Raw genomic sequence first — 22334 nt, 5'->3', positions numbered from 1 at the left:
GGGGCTCCTTCATCCCTGGGAGTCACCATGAGATCACTGATCCTGCTTGCCGCCTTGACCGCCACCATTTCAGCGGCATCCGCCGAAACTGCCGTCGAGCGCCAATGCGCGTCGGGCAAGTGCACCTGCTCGTACATCGCCTCGAGCTGCAAGACCTGGAATCGCACCCATGGCGGCGATCTCGCCGTCTGCGACAGCTACCGGCAGAGCTGCCTGCAGACCGGTCGATGGGACGACAGGAACCGTCACATCGATGTGGTGGTGAAGCGCTGAGGCGTGCAGCTTCCGAGCCAGCCCCGCGCGCCAGGGCTGGCCGGAAGCAGCACCCGACGGTCTGCCTTGGCAGGAATTGGGGGATCATCCCCGTAGCATCACCCATCCTTCGTCTTGCTTCTGTCCTTGCGGCCCGAAACGCGGTATGCAGAATGCGGGATGGGACTCAGCCAATGACCTATTTGATCCTTGCCCGGGATGGCACCAGCCAAATCGTGCTGAAGCGCGACAGCGAAGACGCGGCCGAGAAGAAGGCACGCGAGCTGAAGGAGATGGGCTGGTTCGAGGTCGAGGTCCGCGAGGACAAGGCTGGGAGCGCGACCGCTCTGACCGGTCGCCCGCAGACCCTCCAATGACGGCTTGATGAACCTTTGCCTGGTGGCCCTTACACATGTGTGAGGAGCCCACGATGTCCGACACAGCACATTACCGCTTCCAATCCGATCAGGCGCGACGGCTGGCCCGCCAGGTCACCGATGCCACGGTGCGCGAAAAGCTGCTCGAAATGGCCGAGGAGTATGGCCGCTACGCCGACCTGATCGAGGCCCGGAGCGTCGAACCGGCACCCGTCGAGGCGGTCACCGCCCACTAAAGCTGGCACCCGCTCACGGGTCGCGGCCGCGAAACTCACGCACAAGGACACGAGTGGACGCTCTCGACGGCCCCCTCTTCCTGCTCGCATCGATTTGGGTCGGCCGATCCGGCGGTTTGGCCGATGGCTGGACCGGCAACCACACCGCGACTCGTCGCAGATCTCGACCCTTCACATGACCGGCCGCCTCGCGCTTGCCGCAGCCATCACCGCCGCGATCCTGGTGCCGCTCGGCCGGCTTATCTTCTGACCAGGTCGCCCAGCGCCATTCCTGATGCTCGATCTCAAGTCGCGGCCGATCCCCGCGAAAATGCCTGAAGATTTGATCGGAACATTATGCCCTCTCAAGCGATTTTCCTCGCATGAAGGTACGCGAAGCCAACCGCAATTTGCTGCTTCTGGGCAGCTTCACGCTGCTCAGCGTGGCCGCGGCCGGCGTCGTCGCCCTGCTCGACCCGGCGCCCGCACCGGCCAACGCAGCGCCCCAGGCGACCGCGAATCAAGCGGCCGCTCATCGTCAGGCGCCGGTCCGGATCGTCGGTACTCCGTTCGTCCCGAACACCAATCCCCGCCAGCGTTGACCGTCCTGTCGACCCGGGAATGTCACAATTATGTCACCGCACCTGTGAAACAGGCGTCTTCGTCAACCATCATGATGGCGAGCGCTTGATTCCGCGCGGTTGCTTTGCTGGAATCCGCGCGTTCAAGGTGCGCCATGAAGTGGATGAAAGAACGCGATCTCCTGATCGCGCAGACAATGGCCTTCGTACAGTCGGTGAAGGGCAAGCTGCCCGACGCCGAAGCGCGGGCGCCTGCCCAGCGGTCCGCTGCAACGCCAGCCGCCCCGGCGGCCGCGACCGAACCGGCCATGGAGACAAAGGCCGACTTGGAGACAAAGGCCGACTTGGAAACAACGGCCGACTTGAAGACGAAGACCGGCCTGGAGACGAAGGCCCCCCTGGAGGCAAAGGTTACACCGGAGTTCAAGCCCGAGGCCGAGGCCCCGAGGGAAGCCCCAAGGGTGGTCATGCCGCCTCCGCTTCCGGTGCCGACCGTGCTCGAGGGCCTGCCCCCGGCTCCGTCACCCCTGGCGGTGACGGTCGTCGAAGTCCCGCCGCCGGCGCAGCCGCCCCACTTCCCGAAGCTCGACATCCGCGGCGACTTCGGCTCCGAGGTCCGGGAACGGGTTGCCAATTTCCGCGCCCAGCAGCAGCGCTTCCTCAGGGAACGCGAGGAATATTGCACCACGACCATGGCCAAGGTCCGCGCCGCGATCCGCGACAACAGCGAGCTGCCGCGCTCCGGCAAGTAGCCGGCGCGCTTTAACCTCCGAACCGACGACTGGACTTCAGCCTCGCGCGCGGATTTCACCGGCTCGGTCAGGAAGCGTCCGCTCGAGGGTGCCGCCGCCGGCTCCTCCATGGCGTCGACGCCGGGCTGCCTGCCTTCCACCATCGACCGCAGGCCGGCCATCGCCTGGGTCATGCGTTCGGCGAATTTGGCCGCAGCGCCATCGAGGAATGCCTTGTCCTTCGGCTTCGGCTTGGCGATCCGCAGCTCGAAACGGGACGTTCCGTCGGGACCGTCCAGAACTGCCCGGGTCATGATGATGCGCGGCGCGCCGGGCACCGGCAGCGTGATGCCGACCGTGAAGTAATCGACCGGGCGCCAGTCGAGCGTCTCCTCGACATTGGTATGGTTGCCGTGCGCGCAATGATTTTTGGTGCCGACACCGCGGCGCCCCTTGCCTGACTCCTCGACGATGTCGTCGGCGTCCCACCATTTCCGCCATTGCCCGGGCACGGTGATGAACTCCCACACGGTCTGCCGCGGCGCGGCGATGTCGAACTCGAGGATCGCGTAGGCGTCGTCGCGCGTCACCTCCATCCGAACCTGTGCGTCGTCCTGCTGCCACGCCGCTTCGAGATCGCGCGCCCACAGCGTCACATCACCGATGATGTCGATGGTCTCGTGATGCGGGATGAGCCCTTGCGCCGCCGGATCGACGCCCATGGCGCGGATCGCCGCGTCGCTGTAGAGCGCGTAGGCACGGCCGCCGAGCTTCTCGCCAACCGTGTTCTTGAGCAGCCGGTGGACCAGGATGACATCGCGCCCGGCGAGCTCTTCCCTGCCGCCCATCTTCTGCTTCACCATCTCGCCGTGGTGGATCACGAATTTGAAATCGAGATCGCCCATCGCGACGCAGGCCTTGCACTCGCAGGTCGAGGCCTGGCGGATGTCGCGCAGGCGCCGGCGGAATTTGAAATAGGCACCCTCGATTGCGTCCTGGAGCAGCGAGCCGTCGATCGTGCCGGTCGAGTAGACGAATGCGGCGTCGCCCTCGAACTTGGCGAGGCGAAATGGCGGCCGCAGCCCCTTCACCACCACATCCATGAAATCGGCGATGATATCCTGCGCGTGGTCAAGCTCGACCGCCGCCAGGAAGTTGGTGTAGCCGGAGATGTCGGCAATCGCGAAATATGCCGCTTCAGCTTTCGGAAGCATCGAGACCTCCAGCGCAATCGGTTCACGCCGTCGACGTGGATACGCAGTTTGTCATACCACACCGAAGGGAGATAACATGAAATTCGTTGCTGTCGCCGCATTGGCATTTGTGGGCTGGCTTGCCGGCTTCAATTCCGCAAGCGCGGAAGAAGCCGCCATGAAGACGACGCCGACGACCAAAATTCTCGCCATCGGCACCATCAATCCCGGTTTTGAACAATCGCAAGTGCGGGCTGTTCTGCCGGAAGAGGTTCGCGAGACCGTCGATCTCTACCTCGCCGGCAAGATCGAGCAATGGTACTCGCTCGAGGGAAAACCGGGCGTGGCCTTCATCATCAACGTGACAGATCCGGCCGTCGCGCACGAGATGCTCGAAAAGCTGCCTTTGGGTAAAGCCCATATGATGAGCTTCGAGCTGATCCCGATCGGCCCACTCAACCCGCTTCGCTTCTTGCAGGGCATGCAGCCGAAACCTTGAGACAGGCCGTGCCTGACCTGGACGTGGCGCGCAGCTCTAGCGCCCGCCGATCCTTTCCAGCACCGGCAGCAGATGTTTCAAGAACTCGCCCGGATTCTCGCTCATCGGAAAATGGCCGAGGCCCTTCATGATGGTGGCCTCGCTGCCGGCAATACTGCCGGCCACCGCCAGCGTCTCCGCCGGCGTGCAGGAATAATCGTACTCGCCTGACAGCAGGAACAGCGGGCAGCGCTTGGTGTCGATCTCGGCGACGCGGCCGCGGATGTCGCCGTCGATCTTGTAGAAATAGAGGTCGCCCTTGAACACGCCGGGGCCGCCTTGCATGTAGTGCCACAGCGTCTCCCATTTCTCCTTGTCAGGCGCGTCGGGGCCGACGAGGCCGGAGACGATGGCGGCTGCAACCTCGCCGCCATGCACGTCCGGCCGGTGCAGGAAATTCAGGTCGTAATAGGGATCGACATGCGCGCCGGCCTGCAGGCCGACGATGGCGCGGAAGCGTTCGGGATGCTCGAGCGCGAGGTGCAGCGCGATCCGGCCACCGATCGAGCAGCCGATCACGATCGGCCGGTCGAGGTCGAGCGCATCCATCACGGCCAGGATCATCGCCGTGTATTGCGCCGAGGTGAGCTGGTACTCCTCGTCGTGCCAGCCTTGCGGCGGCGACGATTTGCCGTGCCAGGGCATGTCGAAGGCGATCACCCGATGATTGCGCGTCACGCGTGGATCGTTCATCAGGCCGCGATATTGCCGCCCGTCGCGCCCGCGGTGTGCAGGCAGAGCAGCGGCGTGCCCTCGCCCGCCTCCTCGACGTAGACGCGGTGCGCTCGGCCGGACAGCTCGAGATGCATGTAGCGGCCGACGATCGGTTCGAATCTGGCGCTCATGCGGCCACTCCCTCGCGGCGCAGTTTGCCGAGCGCCTCCTTGAAGTAGCGCAGGTTCGCCATGAAGATCTGCAGCTCGCCCTCGGCCTTCAGCACCCGGCGTTTGATCAGCGCCATCAGGTCGTTGGAGCCCGGCGGCGGTCTGAGTTCGCAGAACCTGTCCCACTCCTCGTCCGAGGTGCGCAGTGCAAACGACCAGGATGGCATCACGAACGGCCCCCTGGTCACCGCTATGACCCGGCCCTCGTGGATCGCGATCAACCAGGCGGTCTTGCCGATCTCCAGCAGGAATGTCGTGGTGAGATAGCGGCCGCGCCGCACCAGGCCGGCGTCGCCGTTGACCCGTTCCTTCAGCATCTCGATCATGTCAGCTCCACCCTGGCCGCGGCCCGTCCGCGGAAGACAGCGGCGGGCACTTGTTCTGTCGGCAATGATGGAAGGAACGGCCGAACCGTCAATCGCTACGAGCGTTGCCGGGCTACGGCGTTTTCGCGGGGCGCACTGTCCGGCACACCCGCAATCGGTCCGCGCGAAGAGGAAGCTAGAGCCAGGACCAGACCAGCGCCACGTTGGCGGCGCAGGCCGCGAGCAGCACAACCGCAAGCGCGAGCTGAACGCGTTCGTAGGGGGGCTGGTGGATCGCTCTCATGGGCCGGAGCATCTGGCGATTCTACCCGGGGAGTCCCGGGGATTCTTTTTTCCGGGGTTTACCGCTCATTAAGGACTCAGGCCCCTCCGGTAAAAGGGCCGAAATGACTCATAATTTCAGATGCTTGCTGTGGATCCTGGCTCACGGTTCCGTGATTGGAACGGTGATCTTCCCCGAAACCGGGGACCGTCATTGGCGTTGTCGCTGATTGGGGAACGACAAAATGCCGTACGCGCTATTTTATCAGGACGCCAAGCTGAGCAAGGCGTATCCGACCGAGGCTGACGTCTGGAAGTTGGCCCGGAAATCCGGGCTGGTGGTGGATGCTGTCTCCGAAGAGGAGACGTCTTCGCCGCGCCCGGTGCTGGACAATGACTACGAGATCCGGCCCTGCCAGCTCGATCCGAACGAGGACCCGGTCAAGAACAAGGCCGATGCCGATCGCGAAGCGCGGCAGGAGCCGCGGCTGAACTAGGGGATGGCAGATCGCCCGGTGCGCAGGAGCGGACCGGGTACCGGTGCGATCGTCGCGTTGCTGCTACGGCGTCGCCGTCGCCAACGAAGCCTGTTCGGCGGCGAGCGACACGCAGATCTTCCGCCGATGCAGACCCCGGATTGCGCCCGTCACCTTGAGGACCTTGCCCGCCGTGCAGGACGCGTCCTGGACGAGCACGACCTCATATGGCGCAAGCGACAAGGGTTCGGATTTAAGGACAGTCTGGGCAACGCACGGCACAGCGACCGCAGAGAGGATCAGCCCTAACGCAAAGCTACGCATGTTTGTTTGTCCACCAGCCCCGGCGTTCGCATAATAACGGATCACGATGAAAGTTCCGTGCAATGCAGGAATTATTTTTTGCATTGCACGATCAGGCGTGAATATCGGCTGAACAAGCAAACGTCAGGCCAAAAAAAAAAGGCCGCCCCGAAGGCGGCCTTTGATCTCGATGGAAGAAGACGCAATCAGTAGCGGGAGCCCACCGGACCGCCCCAGCCGAAGCGGTAGTTGACCCCGACCTTGACGGTATGCTCGTCGTTCCGGAAGCTCGCGCCAACCAGGTCGGCCGGGCCGCTGGTGAAGTTGGTCTTGCCGAAATTGTAGTACTGGTATTCGGCCTTCGCCGACCAGTTCGGGGCAAACATGTATTCGAGGCCGGCACCGACGGTATAGCCGTCCTTGTGGCCGCCATCGGTGGTGAAGGCCGCCGGCACGCCGCCGACCGTCGCCGTGATGTTGTTGTTGTCGCGCCAGGCATAACCGCCCTTGGCGTAGAGCAATGCCGGACCCCAGGTGTAGCCAAGGCGGCCGGTCACCGAACCGAGCTGGTCGGTGTTCCCGGTCACCAGCGTCCCGCCCGGGAGCAGCACGCCATTGTTGTTCGAGGAACTGGGCAGCCAGGAGTACTGCGCCTCGACGCCCATCACCCAGTTGGGGGCGAACTGATAGTCGAAGCCGCCCTGCACGCCGCCCATGAAGCGCGCATCGCTGCCCATCAGGTTGGTGCCGTCGGTGAACGCGCCGCCGACATGGCCGCCGATATAGAAACCGGTCCAGTTGTAGACGAGCGCCGGTGCGGTATAGGGCGGCGGGGCCTTGGTATAGGTGCGAGCCGGCATGTCAGCCGCAAATGCCGGGCCCGCGAAGGCGGCCAGCGCGACTGAGCCGAGCAAAAACTTCTTCATCTCTGATCCCCGTTACGAACGCTGCGCTGTTAAACCAAACAACGTGACGCCAATTAGGTTGCTTTGGGGCAATGCCGGACCCGTGATGTTTCCGATCTGTGACGGGGTCGCAACAACGCCCGTTTGTTCCTTGGCACAGAAGGTTTTTTCACCGGTTAAGCAGCCGTATTTCGGCTGTATGTAAGTCGTAAACGGCTAAGGTGAAGTTCAGCGCTCCCCGAAAAGTGATCGGAGTTCGATAACGATTCGATCAGGGCTGCGACAGGCCGCCGCGGCCGATAGCGCCGTCAGCGGAAGACGCTTCGCACCTTTCCGGATCATGCCTAGCGCGACAGCTTTTCCAGATCCGGAAAGGCCGCGTAGGACGCACCGGCGCAGGGCTCGGCGGCGTTGTCGAGGATGCGGTCGAGCCGGCCGTCGACGAACATGACGCCGCGCTCCCGGGCCGGACGGTAATTGCCGTCGGTATCCCTGGCACTGTAGCGCAGGCACACCACGTAACGCAGCCGTCCGCCGACCGTGCGCTGCACCGGCTCGGCAATCCCGGCCTCGCGCACCCCGACCGGATTGTTCAGGTAGGTCCGCATGAAGGCCAGGATCTGCTCGCGGTAGCGGTCCGGAAACGGCTGGTTGGCGACGCCGCGATCGTCGGTGAACGTGGTCGAACCACCGCCGTCATCGCTGGTCAGGCAGCCGGCAAGCGGCATCGAGAGCAGCAGGATCGCCGCCAGTTTTGATGAAGTCCGCAAACGACGCTGTCTCATGGGTCCCCGGCCGCGTGTCCTAGCGCGTTTTCGAGCGAAGTGGCTACCGGTTCGCGTGAAGAAAACGCGTTAAAACAAAATCTAGAGCCACCGTTCCGATCCTATCGGAACGGGGGCTCTCGACTGCCGTGCGGCGGAAGGGAATTCGCAACTCGGTTATTCCGGCGCATCAGGCCCGGAAGCCGCACCCAAACGCACTCCGGCCCGCCGCCATTGGGGAAGCAATGGACGGACGGGCCGGTTCTGCATCCCTGCGCAAAGGCTTTGCCTTTGTCGCTGAGTGCGCAGCGGGGCAATGTGGAGCGAACTGCGCCCCCGGGATCAGATTCGAGATCAGTTCAGCCGCGCTCGATCAGCCGCGCTTGGCCGGCACGACGTGCTTGGTCGCGACCTTGGCGTGAACGTGCTTGGTCGCGTGCTTCGGCGACTTCACCTTCAGCATGCCCATGTGCTTGTGGTGGTGATGGCGATAGTGCTTGTGGTGCATCTTCGCGTTGGCGTTGCGCACCTTCGACGGCAGCTGCTCGCTCTTGATGACGGGAGCAGCCTTGGTCGCCGGGGCAGTCGTCGCCGGGGCCGTGGTGGTCGCGGGCGCGGGGGTTGCGGTCTTGCCGGTTTCGGCGGCGAACGCGGGCGCTGCGATCACGGACACGGCGAGCAGCGCGGCGGAAATCGTCTTCAACATGGTGGTCCTCCTCTTCGGGATCGAGAGGTCTCCGGCCGGATGGTCGGCCTCACCGATCAATGCACGTGACCTTAGGGGCCCCGCACTGAACCCGTTCTGAAGGACATGGACGGAATTCATTCATGTGAATGACATCTTGGTCATGTTGCCCGCCCCCGCCAGTCGTAGGCCTCACGCAATCGTGGGATCGGCCGGGAATGTTCTGCACCCTTGGGTGTTCAAGTCAGCAGGCTTGGGTGTAGGATTACCGAGCACGATCAGGAACGATCAGGAGCAACCAGGAATGAGCAAGACGACGAAGTTTCTAGGCCTCGCAGTGCTCTCGATGACGCTCGCAGCCGGGCCGGTCATCTCGGCGTACGCCGCAGGCGGCGACAATCCCTCCCCGCCGGCGTCCGACAGCGGCAGCAAGGGCAAGAAGGCGAAGAAGGACAAGAGTTCCGCGATCGACGATCAAAAGTTCCTGGCCGGCTACCATGCCGCCTATGCCACGATCTACGACAAGCACGACTATACCGCCGCGATCGAGCAGCTGAAGGCGCTCGGCCAGGACGACCGTGCCGACGTCGCCAATTTGATCGGCTACTCTTATCGCAAGCTCGGCGACTACAAGGTCTCGCAGATCTGGTACGAGCGCGCGCTCAAGGCCGACCCGGCCCATGTGCGCACCTGGCAGTATTATGGCCTCTGGCAGGTCGAACAGGGCAACCGCGATCAGGCGCAGTACCATTTGAACCGCATCGCCCAGCTCGCCGGCACCAACAGCGACGAATATCGCTCGCTTGCCGCAGCGCTGGAGAAGCCGCCGGGCACCGGCCTGGTTTACTGAGCGGGCATCCGTTCCCATCAAGCCGGCCAGTCGCAACGACTGCGCCGGCTTTTTGCTGCGCCGTCGAAAGGGGGGAGCCGACTGGCGTTGGCCTGTTACGGGTAGTGTTCGAGACGGCGGTCGGGCTTCTGCGGACGGCTTACCCCGACCGTGTTGCCGCCCTCTCCAGGCTTAGCCGGTCGCGCGGCCTTCTCGATCGGCGGGCCGCTGTCGCCGGTCTTCTTGTTGGTGTTCAGCGCCTGACCGGTGGTGGTGATATTGGCGGCTTGCCCTGCCCCTGCACCTGCCGACGGGCCGGAACTCTGCGCCAACACGGTTCCCGACAGCGCCAATGCCACCATCAGTATTGCCGCGTTGACTGTCATGGAGGGGGCCTTCTGCATACGAATGATGCAGGGCAACGCGCCAGGGCCGTCCGCGTTCCAATGCCGCTCATCGCCGAGGCACTAGAGTTAACGTCGATCGCCGGCCAGCGCTCGCCAGTGGCCTTCCGCGTCCTTGTGCTCGCAAAGCGCAGACCTTAACGAAGGCAACATGCAGCTCGTCTCCACCCTGACCTGCCCGGCTTGCGGCTTCGCCAAGGCCGAGACCATGCCGACCGACGCCTGCCAGTTCTTCTACGACTGCATGGGCTGCGGCAACCGCCTCAAGCCGAAGGCCGGCGATTGCTGCGTGTTCTGCTCATACGGCTCGGTGCCCTGCCCTCCGGTCCAGGCGGACGGAAAATGCTGCGGCGATGCCGCATGCGGCGGCGGATGAGAAGCTGACCCGCCGGCGCGATCGACCGGCATCGCGTCCGCCGCGATGCCGGTCATCGCCTCATTTCACCTTCTGGATCGCCGTGACGGTATAGCCGCCGTCGCCCTCCCGGGCTTCGAACTTCACCTTGTCACCGACCTTCACCTGCTTGAGCAGCGCGGGATCCTTGACCCGGTAGACCATCGTCATCGGCTCGTCCATGCCGAGGCTCTTGGCCGGCCCATGCTTGAGCGTGATCTTGCCCGCGCCCTCGTCGATCTTCTTGACCTCGCCGTTGATATCCGCGCCCTGCGCGAACGCCGCGCCAAATGTCAGCGCCATGGCGAGCGCCGCTGCGCCCGCCGTCCGGAAGATCCCGTTCATTGTCGTTGTCCTTTCCGTCGCTGCTGATTTCATTTCACGATGACGCGGCCGGTCATCCCGTAGTCGCGGTGATCGGGGATCAGGCAGGAATATTCGAACGTTCCGGCCTTGGTGAACTTCCAGACGATCTCGGCACTCTTCTTCGGCGCGAGACGGACGCCGTTCGGATCGTCATGCTCCATGTGCGGATGCTTCTTCATCACTTCAGCGTGCTTCAGATTCTCCTCGGTGGTGGCGAGCAGGAACTCGTGATCCTCGGTGCCGGCATTCTTGATCACGAAGCGGATCTGTTCGCCGCGCTTGACCTCGATGCGGAACGGCGTGAATTCCATTTCCTTCATCTCGACCTCGACGGTGCGCGACGGCTTGCTGGGATCGCCGGGCTCGCCGGCCGAATAGGATTGGTGGCCGTGTTTCTCGTGGCCGCGCGAAGGCGCGGCGGTGACCGACAGGGCGATGAACGCGATGCCGATCGTGGTGACGTACTTCATTGGATTCTCCATTCCAAATTTCATGATTGCGTGTCGCGGGACGGCACGTTGGTCCACTACATCTTCATTCCCTTCATCGCTGGCTTGGCTTTTCGCTCCGGAGCCGCCGGCAGCTGACGCGCGGGCTCGGCCGCCGGCGCGTCGACCTCATAAGCGACGGTGCCCGGCGGATAGTTGTACGGGCCGGGATCGGCGTAATCGTCACGGCCGAGCCCCTCGCGGATCTTCATCACCGTGAACATGCCGCCCATCTCGATCGGCCCGAACGGCCCCGTCCCGGTCATCATCGGCAGCGTGTTGTCGGGCGCCGGCATCTCCATGTTGCCCATCGCCATTCCGGTCGATCCCATCACCATCGCGTCCGGCGCGAGCCTGCCGACCGCCTTCGCCAGATCCTGGCGCGACACGCCGATGAAGTTGCGCACGTCGTGCCCCATCGCGTTCATGGTGTGGTGCGACTTGTGGCAGTGGAACGCCCAGTCGCCCGGATTGTCGGCGAGCATGTCGAACGCCCTGACCGCGCCGACCGGCACGTCGGTCGTGGTTTCCGGATATTGCGCTGATACCGGCACCCAGCCGCCGTCGGTGCAGGTCACCGCGAAATTGTGCCCGTGCACGTGGATCGGATGGTTGGTCATGGTCAGATTGCCGATCCGCACACGGATCCTGTCGCCGAGCCGGATCGGCATCGGATCGATGCCGGGATAGACGCGACTGTTCCAGGTCCACATGTTGAAGTCGGTCATCTCATTGACCTTCGGCAGATAGGTGCCGGGGTCGATGAGGTAGCTGCTCATGATGAAGACGAAGTCGCGATCGACCGGGCGGAACGCCGGATCGCGCGGATGCACGATGAACATGCCCATCATGCCCATCGCCATCTGCACCATCTCATCGGAATGCGGGTGGTACATGAAGGTCCCGCTGTGCTTCAGCTCGAACTCGTAGACGAAGGTCTTGCCCGGCTTGATGTGCGGCTGGTTGAGGCCACCGACACCGTCCATTCCGGCCGCACGATCATGCCGTGCCAGTGCACCGTGGTGTGCTCCGGCAATTTGTTGGTGACGAAGATGCGTACCTTGTCGCCCTCGACCGCCTCGATGGTCGGGCCCGGCGCCTGCCCGTTATAGCCCCACAGATTGGCCTTCATGCCGTCGGCGAATTCGCGCACCACCGGCTCGGCGACGAGATGGAATTCTTTCCAGTCGCCGTTCATCCGCCACGGCAGCGACCAGCCGTTGAGCGTGACGACGGGCCGGTAGTCGGGCCCGCTGCTCGGATGCAGCGGCGGCTGCATCACCGCCTTGTCCATGGTCGGCGCCTCGGGAATCGCGGCGGCCTGGACGCGGCCGCTGACCGCGCTTGCCGTGACCAGCGCGGCGCTGCCCAAAAATCCACGTCGTGAAAACATTCGCTATCTCCCCCTAATGATCGCCGCCGGCCGGCGATGCGGCCGAAGCGACGGAAGATGGTGTCGACGGTGCGCCGGCAAGACCGCCACCGTTGATCGCCGTTTGCAGGTCGGACTGCGCGAGCCAGAAGTCGCGCCGGGCGCGATCGCCGCGCGCAGCGAGCCGAGCCGCTGCCGCGCCTCGGTGAGCAGTGCGAACACATCGACCTGCATGCTGGAGAAGCGCAGCTGCATCTCCTCGGTGATGATCTGCCGCAGCGGCAGCACCTCGCGCTGGTAATGGCTCGCGATGTCCCAGGCCGAGCGGTAGACGCGATAGGCGTCGCGCGCCTCGGAGCGGACGTTGATCGCCTTCTCGGTCAGGCGGTTCATCGCCTGCCGATACGTCTCGGCCGCCTGGCGGACCCGCACCTCGCCGCCGTCGAAGATCGGAATCTGGAACTGAACGTCGAAGCCGCGCTCCTTGAAGGGCGGAGCTTCCGGATCGTGGGTGCGCTTGTCGATGCCGGCCACATCGAGCAGCGTGACGAAGCGCGTCGCCTCGGTGAGATCGAGCGCCTTGGCGAGAGCTACGATCTCCATCCGTGCGATCTGCAGATCGACGCGATGACCGACCGCGGCGACTTCGATCGACGGTTGTTCCACCGGCCGCTTCGGCAGCGACGGCAACTTGCCCGGAATCCGGAAACCGAGATCGCCGTCCCACAATCCCAGCAGACGCGCGAGCCGCTCGCGCGAGCTCGCCGCGTTCTGCCGCGCGCTGGCGAGGTCGGCCGAGATCTCGGCGTAGAACACCTGCTGGCGAGCCTGGTCGAGCTTGTTCATGCCGCCGGTCTCGCCGAGCTTCTCGGCGAGCTGCGCGGTCGATTCCGCGGTCGCCTTGGCGTCGCTCAGCAGCGCGACCGTCTCGTTCGCGGCAACCGCCGCGACGTGGCTGCGCCGTACCTCGGCCGCAAGCCGCAGGGTGGCGAGCGCGGCCTTCAGTTGTGCCTGGCGGAAGCGTTCACTTGCGATCTCGGAGCGCGCCGGCAGCGTCGCGAGCGCCAGGATGTCGCCGACCACCTGCCGCTCGACCTCGCTGGCACCGTTGCCGGTGATACGCGAGATGGAGAAGGTTGGGTTCGGCGGCAGGCTGTCGGCGACGCGATCGGTTTCCGCCAGCGCCAGCTCATTGTAGGCGGCTTGCAAGCCCTTGTTGTTCAGGAGCGCGACCTGCACGGCGGCATCCGCCGTCAGGTTGCGCGCAAGCAGGCGCTTCACCGCCGCATCGGCAATTGCCGCCTCGTCGGCAGAGCGAACGAAGGCGACGTCCTTGCCGATCGCCTTCTCCGTCACCTCGGAGACGACGCCCATGCCCGTGTCGGGCGAGAACGAGGCGCAGCCGGCGAGCGCGGATGTCAGCAGCAGGATCGGCGCGATGGCCAGATGTCGCATGGCGCCCTCCTACCGATCCGGCTTGGCCGGCGGGGTCACGCCGTCATTGCGCTCGCGCCAGGGCAGCGGCGTCGACGGACGCAGGCTGTCGTAGGGTGCGATCGTCGAGCGATAGCCGACAGCGGCCGTGCGCGCCGACGGATTTGCAGGATCGCCGGCGACCGCGACCGGCCTTGCATCGGTCACGCAGCCGGCGAGCAGCGCGGGCGCGACGATGGCCGCGGCCATCCGCGACACGAATGTAGGAAGCGCGCGCCGGCCACGCTGCGTGGCCACGGCGGCGAGCCTCGCCCCGAGAAACGAAAACATGAGTCTGTCCCGATCACTAGATGAATCACAGGCATGCGCACGCGAGCGCGCGGCGCAGCCACGATGTCAGCGGTGATCAGGCGATGGGGGGACGATAGAGCCGGGCCGGCGCCTGGCCGTGCAGGCTCTGACAGGCCTCGGCGAGACGGGTCGCGATCGGGTGCAACGGACCCGCAACCAATGGTAGATCAGCCGGCAGCGCCGACACGCACATCAACGTGCAGCACGGTCCCGGCGAACCCTTGCCGTCGTGGCTGTGCTTGGCATGTGACGCGGCGGCATCGGCCGCGTGCTGGACATGCATGCCGCCGTGATCGTGGGTGGCGTGATCATGCGCGACGCCTTCGGCATGTGCCATCGGCGGCGACGCCTCGTGCAGGTGCGCCGCGACGGCCGGCTGGACCTCATCGGTCAGGCAAGGAAACGGCGCGCCGAATGCCAGCGCAACCGACGGCGCGAGGACGCAGAACAGATAGGCCAGGATGATGGAACATCCCGCCCGCACCCGTCCTGATCTCGTCAATCGCACCAACACCCGCCCCGGCTCTCCGACGGCCCGTAGGCCGCAAATCAAATCGTCACTAGCCTATATACCCCTGCAGGGTATCGTTCAATCCTGCGAAGCCCCAGCCTGCGTGCCGGTGTGTCGCATCCGCATCAACCGCAGCAGTCACGCCTACCAGCGCAGCAACCGGGGACCGAGTAGCGCCCCGGCCAACGTGCACACGATGATCGTACCACCGTACCAGACCGCCACAAACGGCAATGAGTCGTCGGTGCAGTGAAGCGCATAGGCGATCGCGCTGATGCCGCCGGCGACGAGACCAGCGAACGCGCCAGCGCGGCGCAGGTCGGTCGGCGCGGCCTGCCTTACCGCCCACATCGTCAACGCAAAAGGTACGACCGCGATCACCGGGATCGACACCAGGCACTCCAGCCACGCATCCCCTGCGACCATCCGGCTCCAGTGCGAGGCCGGCGCCGTGCCGAGACTGACAAGCGCCAGCCCCATGATCGCCAGGAACGGCAAGACCACGAACCAGATCTCGTGCCGCGGCGCGCCGCCCGGACGAGACAATTTCGACAAATAGATCGCGGCCGTGGCGGCGATGCCGGCAGCGAAGGCGACCTTCACACACAAGAATGCCCATGCACCTGCCGTGGCAAGGCCGCTGCGCGGACCAAGCCCGATCAGAATCGCGACGGCGGCAACGATCAATCCGGAAGTGGCCGCCAAGGCGATGCGGCGGCCAACTTCCCTGAAATCGACCGGAGCGGCGCGCGCGCTCAAGGCCTCGACAAGGTCGTCGGTCTTCATCCCGTGCTCTCCGTATCGCCCCGCCTGGCGATCACCATCGGCCCGCCCTGTCTAGCACAGGCGGCACGCGCATCGCACTAAAGCGCGATGAGATCAGGTTAAATCGTCATCGCGCTTTAGCTCTTTGTTCGAGCATGATCTTTTCGGAAAACCGCTTCGCACTTTTCCGGATCATGCTTTAGAAGCCGCGCGACGGCGGAACAGGCGATTTCGGACCACCGACATATTGCCAGGCGTTGCCGTCACCGCCGTGCGCAGATGCCGACACACTGTCCATCGCGGCAAATGCATCACGCGGCGCCTGTTGGGCGGCGGACGTCCGGTACGCAGCCGCTGCCGCACTGGTCGAATAGCGCTTGCCGGACATCGCCGCGCCGGCATTCGCGGATGCGAATGTGACGACCAGCGACGTCAACAGCGAAATCGCAGCGATGGACTTGTTGCACTTCAGCGACATTGTCTGCTCCTCTTCAGTTGAAGGCCGCTCCATGCGCGCCTCTGCAAATGAGTTCGGAGCTTTTTGCCGTCCGGTTACATGATCACGCCGAGGCGAAGGTACGTCGCGCCCGATCAGCCACTGCTATCCCGCCCGATCAGGGCGGCGAGCGCCTTCAGGCCGCGGTGAATGCTGATCTTCACGTTCGATTCCGACATGCCGTAGCGTGCGGCGGTCTCGGCAACGCTGTTGCCCTCGAGCTTGACCGCCTCGATCGCCTGGCGCGTCCGCTTCGGCAGGCGGTCGAGCAGCTTTGTCATGTCGTGCGTCCCTTCCGCCGACGCGTGATCATCCGCTGCCATCAGGTCGTGATGATCGTCGATCGGGACGTCCATCCGCGACATCCGGTTGCTGCGGAGGAAATCAATCAGCTTGTAGCGCGCGATGGCGTGCAGCCAGGGCGTGAACAACGCCCCGGGATCGTAGGTCTGGCGCTTCAGATGGATCGCGATCAAGGTCTCTTGGACCAGATCTTCCGCTTCATCCGCACTGCGTCCCACCCCTGTCAGCCGGCGCTTGTAGTAGCCGCGCAGCCGTGGCGCGAGTTTTGCGAGAAGCGCGCGGTAAGCGGCCGCATCGCCACGTTGGCTCGCCAGCATCAGCGTCTTGAGCTCGGTTTCGTCGGCCGTCATGTCGACACCGCTGGTGTGCTTCGGTTGAGGCTCATCCTGGCTATTGCGCGGGTTCCAGCGCCCGCACCCGCGTTTTCGTCTCTCCGTCACCGGCGTCGCGCTGTGCGCGGGCGCCGTCGCCTGGCGGCAGGCCAAAGCCCTTCACGATGGCGAAGATCGCGGGGATCACGATCAGCGTCAGCAAGGTCGAGGAGATCATGCCGCCGATCATCGGCACCGCGATGCGCTGCATGATCTCGGAGCCGGTGCCGGTGTTCCACAGGATCGGCAGCAGCCCGGCCATGATCGCGACCACCGTCATCATCTTCGGCCGGACGCGCTCGACCGCGCCCTCGATGATCGCGCGATGCAAATCGTCACGGCCGAGCGTCCGCCCCTCGGCGGCACAGCGCGCCCTCGCCTCATCCAGCGCGTGGTTGAGATAGATCAGCATCACGACGCCGGTCTCGGCGGCAACGCCGGCCAGCGCGATGAAGCCGACCGCGACCGCGACCGACAGATTGAAGCCGAGCGCCCACATCAGCCAGAGCCCGCCGACCAGCGCGAACGGCAGCGACAGCATCACGATCATGGTCTCCGCCACCGAGCGGAAGTTGAGGTAGAGCAAGAGGAAGATGATCGCGAGCGTCACCGGCACCACGATCTTGAGCCGGGCGGCGGCGCGCTCGAGATATTCGTAACTCCCGCTCCACACCAGGTAGGTGCCGGGCGGAAACTGGACGGCGGCCTGCACCGCATGCTGCGCATCCGCGACGTAGCCGCCGAGATCGCGCTCGCGGATGTCGACATAGATGTAGGTCGCGAGTTGGCCGTTCTCGGTCCGGATCGAGCTCGGCCCGCGCGCCGGCGTGACGTCAGCGACTTCGCCGAGCGGCACCGCGCCGCCGGCCGGCATCGGCACCAGGATGTCGCTGGCGATTGCGCCGGGATTGTCGCGCAGGTCGCGCGGATAGCGCATGTTGACGGTGAAGCGCTGCCGGCCCTCCACCGTCGTGGTCACGGTCTGGCCGCCGAGCGCGGTCGCGATCGTGTCCTGCACGTCCTGCACCGCGATGCCGTATCGCGCGAGCGCCTCGCGGTTCGGCGAGATCTCCAGATAGTAGCCGCCGAGGCTGCGTTCGGCATAGGCCGACGAGGTCCCCGGCACGGTCTTGAGCACCTGCTCGACCTGCCGCGCCAGCTTGTCGATGACAGCAAGATCCGGACCTATCACCTTAACGCCGACAGGCGTGCGGATGCCGGTCGACAGCATGTCGATGCGTGCCTTGATCGGCATCGTCCATGCGTTGGAGACGCCGGGGAATTGCAGCGCCTTGTCCAGCTCGGCAATCAGACCGTCGAGGGTGAGGCCCTTCCGCCATTCCTGCTTCGGCTTGAGATTGACGATGGTCTCGAACATCTCCGACGGCGCGGATCGGTCGCTGTCGCAGCGCGGCCGGCCTTGCCGTAGACCGAAGCGACTTCCGGAAAGCTCTTGATGATCCGGTTCTGGGTCTGCATCAGTTCGGATGCCTTGGTCACCGAGATGCCCGGCAGCGTGGTCGGCATATAGAGCAGCGTGCCCTCGTTGAGGTCGGGCATGAACTCGGTGCCGAGTTGCCGCGCCGGCCAGACGGTGACGGCGAGCGCGCCGAGCGCCAGCAGGATCACCAGGGTCTTGGCGCGCAACACGCCGTTGATGACGGGACGGTAGATCCAGATCAGGAAGCGGTTGATCGGATTCCTGCGCTCGGGAATGATTTTTCCGCGCACGAAGATAACCATCAGTGCCGGCACCAGCGTCACCGACAGCAGCGCCGCTGCCGCCATCGCGAACGTCTTGGTGAAGGCGAGCGGCGAGAACAGCCGGCCCTCCTGCGATTCCAGCGTGAAGATCGGCATGAACGACACGGTGATGATGAGCAGGCTGAAGAACAGCGCCGGCCCGACTTCGGCCGCGGCCTCGATCAGGATCGACACCCGCGACTGGCCGGGCTTGGCGCGCTCCAGATGCTTGTGCGCGTTCTCGATCATCACGATCGCCGCGTCGATCATGGCGCCGATCGCGATCGCGATGCCGCCGAGGCTCATGATATTGGAGCCAATTCCAAGCAGCTTCATCGCACCGAACGCCATCAGCACGCCGACCGGCAGCATCAGGATCGCCACCAGCGCGCTGCGGACGTGCAGCAGGAACACGATGCACACCAGCGCGACCACGACACTCTCCTCGAACAGCGTGCGCTTCAGCGTCTCGATCGCCGCATAGATCAGGTTGGAGCGGTCATAGACCGGCACGATCTCGACCGATTTCGGCAGGCTGGTCGCGATCTCCCTGAACCGCTTCTTGACGTTCTCGATCACGTCGAGCGCGTTCATGCCGAAGCGTTGCAGCACGATGCCGCTCGCCACTTCGCCCTCGCCGTTCAGCTCGGCGATGCCGCGCCGCTCGTCGGGGCCGAGCTCGACGCGGGCGACATCGCGCAGCAGCACCGGCGTGCCGTTGTCGGTCTTCAGCACGACATTGCCGAGGTCGTTGATATCCCTGAGATAGCCCTTGCCGCGGATGACGTATTCGAATTCGGAGAGCTCGACGGTGCGGCCGCCGACATCGGCATTGCTGGCGCGGATCGCGTCGCGCATGCGCTGCATGGTGATGCCGCGGTCGCGCATGCGTTGCGGATCGAGGATCACGTTGTACTGCTTGACGAAGCCGCCGACACTCGCGACCTCGGCAACGCCTTCGGCCTTGGCCAGCGCGAACTTCAGGTTCCAGTCCTGGATCGTTCTGGTGTCGGCGAGGTTCAGCTGTTTCGACATCACGGCATACTGGTAGACCCAGCCGACCCCGGTCGCATCGGGCCCGATGGTCGGCGACACGCCGGCCGGCAACCTTGACGCCGCGCTGTTGAGGAATTCCAGCACGCGGGAGCGCGCCCAGTAGATGTCGGTGCCGTCCTCGAAGATGACGTAGACGAAGGAGACGCCGAAGAACGAGAAGCCGCGCACGACTTTCGATTTCGGCACCGTCAGCATCGCCGTGGTCAAGGGATAGGTGACCTGATCCTCGATCACCTGCGGCGCCTGCCCCGGATATTCGGTATAGACGATGACCTGGGTGTCCGAGAGATCGGGGATCGCATCGAGCGGCAGATGGAGCAGCGCATAGAGACCTGCGGCCGCCGCGAAGCCGGTGCCGAACAGCACCAGCAGCAGGTTGCGCGCCGACCAGGCGATGACGCGGGCAATCATGGCTTGCCTCCGTCCATCATCGCGCTTCCACCTGCCGGCTGCTTTGTGTCGGCCTCGGCAAAACCCTTGATCGCGGCCTTCAGATTGCTCTCGGCATCGATCAGAAAGGTCGCCGACGTCACCACGGCATCCCCCTCGGCGATCCCGTCACGGATTTCGACGTAGCCGTCACCGCGCCGCCCGAGCTTCACCTCGCGCGGCTCGAACCGCCCGTTGCCGCGGTCGAGCAGCACGGTCTGCCGGCTGCCGGTATCGAGGATGGAGTTGTCGGCGACAGTCAGCACCGGCGCCGCACTGCCGGTGTCGATCTCGGCGTCGACATACATGTCCGGAAGCAGCGCAAGATCGCCATTCGCCAGTTCGATCCGCACCCGCGCGGTGCGTGTCTCCTTGTTGACCTGCGGATAGATCACGCTGATGCGGCCTGCGAACGTGCGGCCGGGATAGCTGCGCGCCCGCACCGTGACCGTCTGCCCGACCACGATGTTGCCGAGGTCGCGTTCGGCGACGTCGACCAGCGCCCACACCACGGAGACATCGGCGATCCGGAACAGCACGTCACCGGGCTGGGCGCGCATGCCCTCAATCGCGGCGCGCTGCAGCACGATGCCGTCGCGCGGCGACGACCACGGAATGGCGATCGGAACGGTGCGGCTCTTTTCCATGTCGGCGATGACGGCCTCGGGGACGTCGAGATTGGTCAGGCGCTGCTTGGAGCCGCGTCCATAGGGCTCGATCCCGGCGGTCGCCTTGGAGGTGATGGTCGCGACATATTCGGCCGCGGCGGACGAGATCGCCGGGCTGTAGATCTCCATCAGCGGCTGTCCCTTGGTCACCCGGCTGCCGGTCGTCACGTCGGCGATGCCCTGTACATAACTCTCCGCGCGCATCGCGATGACGGAGACGCGGCGCTCGTCGAGCTGGATCGTGCCGGGCGCACGCACTAGCGTGCGGATGCGGCGCATCTCGGCCGGCTCCGACTTGACGCCGGTGCGCTGGATCTTGCCCGGCGACAACGTGATCGAGCCATCGTCGCTGTCTTCGCCGTCATAGACCGGGATGTAATCCATCCCCATGGAATCCTTCTTCGGCACCGGCGAGGTGTCGGCAAGCCCCATCGGGTTGCGATAATATTTGACCCTGCGATCGCTATTCGCCGCCGCGGGCTTCGCGTTCGCCGGCTGCTCGGGTTCGCCGGATTGCGCATCGGCCTCCGGGAACACCGGGAGATAGTCGCGCCCGTCGGGAGTCTGCTTCGGCGTCGCCGAGTAGAGCGGCTTGCCGTCGGGATCGCGGTAATAGATCGGCGCAGCGTTCTCCGCCGCCTGCGCGGCGGAAACGATGGCGGCGGTCATCGGCCGCGGCGGCAGGCCGCGGGCGGTCCATGCGACGCCTGCCGCTGCGGCAATCGCAGCGGCGGCGCCGACCCAGGCAAGGCGGCTCATTGCTCGGCCGTGACGACGAGCTTGTTTTCGACCGAGCCGGTCTCGCCCTGCACTTTCGCACCGAGCGACAATTGCCAGCGGCCGGCCATGCCGAAGGTCGCCTTGAACCGGTAGGTGCCGGGCTCGGTGCCCGGCATCGGCGTCACCTTGGTGGCCATCTCCTGCATGCCGTCGGGCGCCATGTCGAGCCGGGTCGAGAAGATGATCGCGTCGGAGACGGATTTGCCGGTGCTCCTGTCGACCAGCCGCACCGTGACGATCCGATCGGCCCCGGCCTTGACGGTCGGCTGCACCAGTTGGAATTCGTAGTTCTTGATCTCGGCGTGGGCAGGCACATGGGTCAGGGCAACGCCGATCAACGCGGCCGCAGCGGCGCGCGCGAGTTGGAAAGACTTCATTGGTGGTAATCCTCGATACGTCTGATGGACCGCGTGAGCGGCATGCGAAGGCACGCGCGCCGTCAGGCGCACGCGTCAGCGATCAGGCGCTTCAAGCGCCCGTCAGACGTTGGTTCGAGGCGGATGATCCGGAGGCTTGGCGGCAAGTCCATCAAGCAGACGGTCGTCGCGGGCGGCGATCCGGCTCGGCAGTGGATCGCGCTTGACCAGCGACGCTGCGCCGGCAGGCGCCGCCAGCGAGACGCTCAGCATGCACAGCGCAAGGAACGGACAATCGTCGCAGCCCTTGCTCTTGGTCTGGTCCGGACAGCAGGGCATGTTGTCAGCCATCGCCTGCCCTGACATGGCTTCGTCTGGCATGGCCTGATCGGACATAGCCTGATCGGACATGGCGTGGTGAGACATCGCCATGCCCATGGCCTGATGGTCAGGCATCGCCTGCATCGTGGCGGCCGATGCATCGGGCATCATCCGGGCAAACGCCGTCGCCACGGGCGCGAGCAACAGCCCGGCCGCGACAAGCAGCAGAATCCAGAGATTGGCAAGCCGCCTCAGATGCATGCCCGCTTGTCGCACGGATCAGCGGAACCTGCAAATCCGTGCGACTTCACGATCGCGCCAGTGGCAACGTTTGACCCACAGATTTCTTAACACACTCCGTGTCGTCCCTGCGAAAGCAGGGACCCATAACCACACAGGCGATCAT

Annotated in this window: 25 protein-coding genes and 4 pseudogenes; 8 read left to right on the top strand and 21 right to left on the bottom strand. The window is 64.9% G+C overall.

The window, feature by feature from the left end; all coding sequences use genetic code 11:
• The first annotated feature begins 27 nt into the window (after positions 1-27).
• From ALC15_RS00760 to ALC15_RS00745, 4 genes are all read left to right on the top strand, one after another.
• On the top strand, positions 28-273 hold the full coding sequence (locus ALC15_RS00760; protein WP_050625632.1) for a hypothetical protein: 246 nt from the start codon (positions 28-30) through the stop codon (positions 271-273).
• 173 nt (positions 274-446) lie between these two features.
• A complete protein-coding gene (locus tag ALC15_RS00755) occupies positions 447-629 on the top strand; it encodes a hypothetical protein (RefSeq protein WP_050625631.1) in 183 nt (60 codons plus the stop codon).
• Positions 630-682: 53 nt separating this feature from the next.
• A complete protein-coding gene (locus ALC15_RS00750; protein WP_050625630.1) occupies positions 683-865 on the top strand; it encodes a hypothetical protein in 183 nt (60 codons plus the stop codon).
• 362 nt (positions 866-1227) lie between these two features.
• Complete coding sequence (locus ALC15_RS00745; protein WP_050625629.1) at positions 1228-1446, top strand: hypothetical protein; 219 nt, start codon at positions 1228-1230, stop codon at positions 1444-1446.
• Between the two features lie 28 nt (positions 1447-1474).
• On the opposite strand, the gene ALC15_RS45770 is transcribed toward ALC15_RS00745, so the two are convergent.
• Positions 1475-3370, bottom strand: coding sequence for a DUF2652 domain-containing protein (locus ALC15_RS45770; RefSeq protein WP_244485864.1), 1896 nt, complete (start codon positions 3368-3370; stop codon positions 1475-1477).
• Between the two features lie 76 nt (positions 3371-3446).
• Between ALC15_RS45770 and ALC15_RS00735 the strand changes: the two genes are divergently transcribed.
• The gene (locus tag ALC15_RS00735) at positions 3447-3848 is read left to right on the top strand and encodes a hypothetical protein (RefSeq protein ID WP_128089387.1); all 402 of its coding nucleotides are present in this window, start codon (positions 3447-3449) and stop codon (positions 3846-3848) included.
• A 36-nt stretch (positions 3849-3884) separates the two neighbouring features.
• Here the strand turns inward: ALC15_RS00735 and ALC15_RS00730 are convergent.
• A pseudogene (locus ALC15_RS00730) lies at positions 3885-4732 on the bottom strand (alpha/beta fold hydrolase).
• Entirely contained in the window at positions 4729-5097 is a 369-nt protein-coding gene (locus ALC15_RS00725) for a hypothetical protein (protein ID WP_063781752.1), read from the bottom strand. The pseudogene ALC15_RS00730 and the gene ALC15_RS00725 overlap by 4 nt, the downstream one beginning before the upstream one ends.
• 506 nt (positions 5098-5603) lie before the next feature.
• Here ALC15_RS00725 and ALC15_RS00720 point away from each other — a divergent pair.
• Positions 5604-5855 carry a hypothetical protein gene (locus ALC15_RS00720; RefSeq protein ID WP_050625628.1) on the top strand — a complete coding sequence of 84 codons (252 nt, stop codon included), beginning with the start codon at positions 5604-5606 and terminating at the stop codon, positions 5853-5855.
• A 63-nt stretch (positions 5856-5918) separates the two neighbouring features.
• On the opposite strand, the gene ALC15_RS00715 is transcribed toward ALC15_RS00720, so the two are convergent.
• The 4 genes from ALC15_RS00715 to ALC15_RS00700 all read right to left on the bottom strand — a co-directional run bounded on the left by ALC15_RS00715 (position 5919) and on the right by ALC15_RS00700 (position 8512).
• Positions 5919-6203 carry a DUF6719 family protein gene (locus ALC15_RS00715; protein ID WP_244485863.1) on the bottom strand — a complete coding sequence of 95 codons (285 nt, stop codon included), beginning with the start codon at positions 6201-6203 and terminating at the stop codon, positions 5919-5921.
• Between the two features lie 140 nt (positions 6204-6343).
• Positions 6344-7063 (bottom strand): outer membrane protein, encoded by a 720-nt coding sequence (locus ALC15_RS00710; RefSeq protein WP_050625627.1) that lies wholly within the window; start codon positions 7061-7063, stop codon positions 6344-6346.
• A 323-nt stretch (positions 7064-7386) separates the two neighbouring features.
• Positions 7387-7827, bottom strand: coding sequence for a hypothetical protein (locus ALC15_RS00705; RefSeq protein WP_244485862.1), 441 nt, complete (start codon positions 7825-7827; stop codon positions 7387-7389).
• A 352-nt stretch (positions 7828-8179) separates the two neighbouring features.
• On the bottom strand, positions 8180-8512 hold the full coding sequence (locus ALC15_RS00700) for a His-rich protein BRANT (protein WP_244485861.1): 333 nt from the start codon (positions 8510-8512) through the stop codon (positions 8180-8182).
• Between the two features lie 283 nt (positions 8513-8795).
• Here ALC15_RS00700 and ALC15_RS00695 point away from each other — a divergent pair, with 283 nt between their 5' ends.
• Entirely contained in the window at positions 8796-9341 is a 546-nt protein-coding gene (locus ALC15_RS00695; protein WP_050625625.1) for a tetratricopeptide repeat protein, read from the top strand.
• A gap of 95 nt (positions 9342-9436) precedes the next feature.
• Here ALC15_RS00695 and ALC15_RS00690 read toward each other — a convergent pair whose 3' ends face one another.
• Positions 9437-9706, bottom strand: coding sequence for a hypothetical protein (locus tag ALC15_RS00690; protein ID WP_128089386.1), 270 nt, complete (start codon positions 9704-9706; stop codon positions 9437-9439).
• A 169-nt stretch (positions 9707-9875) separates the two neighbouring features.
• Between ALC15_RS00690 and ALC15_RS00685 the strand changes: the two genes are divergently transcribed.
• Entirely contained in the window at positions 9876-10100 is a 225-nt protein-coding gene (locus ALC15_RS00685) for a GDCCVxC domain-containing (seleno)protein (protein ID WP_050625826.1), read from the top strand.
• A 60-nt stretch (positions 10101-10160) separates the two neighbouring features.
• Here the strand turns inward: ALC15_RS00685 and ALC15_RS00680 are convergent, their stop codons facing one another.
• The 13 genes and pseudogenes from ALC15_RS00680 to ALC15_RS00620 form a co-directional block, all read right to left on the bottom strand.
• Positions 10161-10463 (bottom strand): copper-binding protein, encoded by a 303-nt coding sequence (locus ALC15_RS00680; protein ID WP_050625623.1) that lies wholly within the window; start codon positions 10461-10463, stop codon positions 10161-10163.
• Positions 10464-10492: 29 nt separating this feature from the next.
• Entirely contained in the window at positions 10493-10954 is a 462-nt protein-coding gene (locus ALC15_RS00675; RefSeq protein ID WP_244485860.1) for a cupredoxin domain-containing protein, read from the bottom strand.
• A gap of 56 nt (positions 10955-11010) precedes the next feature.
• Positions 11011-12365: pseudogene (locus ALC15_RS00670) on the bottom strand (multicopper oxidase family protein).
• 13 nt (positions 12366-12378) lie between these two features.
• Positions 12379-13799: pseudogene (locus ALC15_RS00665) on the bottom strand (TolC family protein).
• Positions 13800-13808: 9 nt separating this feature from the next.
• Complete coding sequence (locus ALC15_RS00660) at positions 13809-14108, bottom strand: hypothetical protein (RefSeq protein ID WP_050625621.1); 300 nt, start codon at positions 14106-14108, stop codon at positions 13809-13811.
• A 76-nt stretch (positions 14109-14184) separates the two neighbouring features.
• A complete protein-coding gene (locus ALC15_RS00655) occupies positions 14185-14643 on the bottom strand; it encodes a hypothetical protein (protein WP_050625620.1) in 459 nt (152 codons plus the stop codon).
• A 141-nt stretch (positions 14644-14784) separates the two neighbouring features.
• Entirely contained in the window at positions 14785-15426 is a 642-nt protein-coding gene (locus ALC15_RS00650; RefSeq protein WP_050625619.1) for an NrsF family protein, read from the bottom strand.
• Positions 15427-15604: 178 nt separating this feature from the next.
• Positions 15605-15883: a hypothetical protein gene (locus ALC15_RS00645; protein WP_050625618.1), complete on the bottom strand. Its 279-nt coding sequence runs from the start codon at positions 15881-15883 to the stop codon at positions 15605-15607.
• 113 nt (positions 15884-15996) lie between these two features.
• A complete protein-coding gene (locus tag ALC15_RS00640; protein ID WP_050625617.1) occupies positions 15997-16554 on the bottom strand; it encodes a sigma-70 family RNA polymerase sigma factor in 558 nt (185 codons plus the stop codon).
• 40 nt (positions 16555-16594) lie between these two features.
• Positions 16595-19785 (bottom strand): annotated as a pseudogene (locus ALC15_RS00635) (efflux RND transporter permease subunit).
• Positions 19782-21230, bottom strand: a complete 1449-nt coding sequence (locus ALC15_RS00630; RefSeq protein ID WP_050625616.1) for an efflux RND transporter periplasmic adaptor subunit — start codon at positions 21228-21230, stop codon at positions 19782-19784. Before ALC15_RS00630 ends, ALC15_RS00635 begins: the two are co-directional and overlap by 4 nt.
• Positions 21227-21628 carry a FixH family protein gene (locus ALC15_RS00625; protein ID WP_050625615.1) on the bottom strand — a complete coding sequence of 134 codons (402 nt, stop codon included), beginning with the start codon at positions 21626-21628 and terminating at the stop codon, positions 21227-21229. The genes ALC15_RS00630 and ALC15_RS00625 overlap by 4 nt, the downstream gene beginning before the upstream one ends.
• Before the next feature lie 102 nt (positions 21629-21730).
• The gene (locus tag ALC15_RS00620) at positions 21731-22189 is read right to left on the bottom strand and encodes a hypothetical protein (protein ID WP_050625614.1); all 459 of its coding nucleotides are present in this window, start codon (positions 22187-22189) and stop codon (positions 21731-21733) included.
• Positions 22190-22334: the final 145 nt, after the last annotated feature.

Source organism: Bradyrhizobium viridifuturi (assembly GCF_001238275.1).
GTDB lineage: Bacteria > Pseudomonadota > Alphaproteobacteria > Rhizobiales > Xanthobacteraceae > Bradyrhizobium > Bradyrhizobium viridifuturi.
This window is presented reverse-complemented; position numbering and strand designations above follow the sequence as displayed.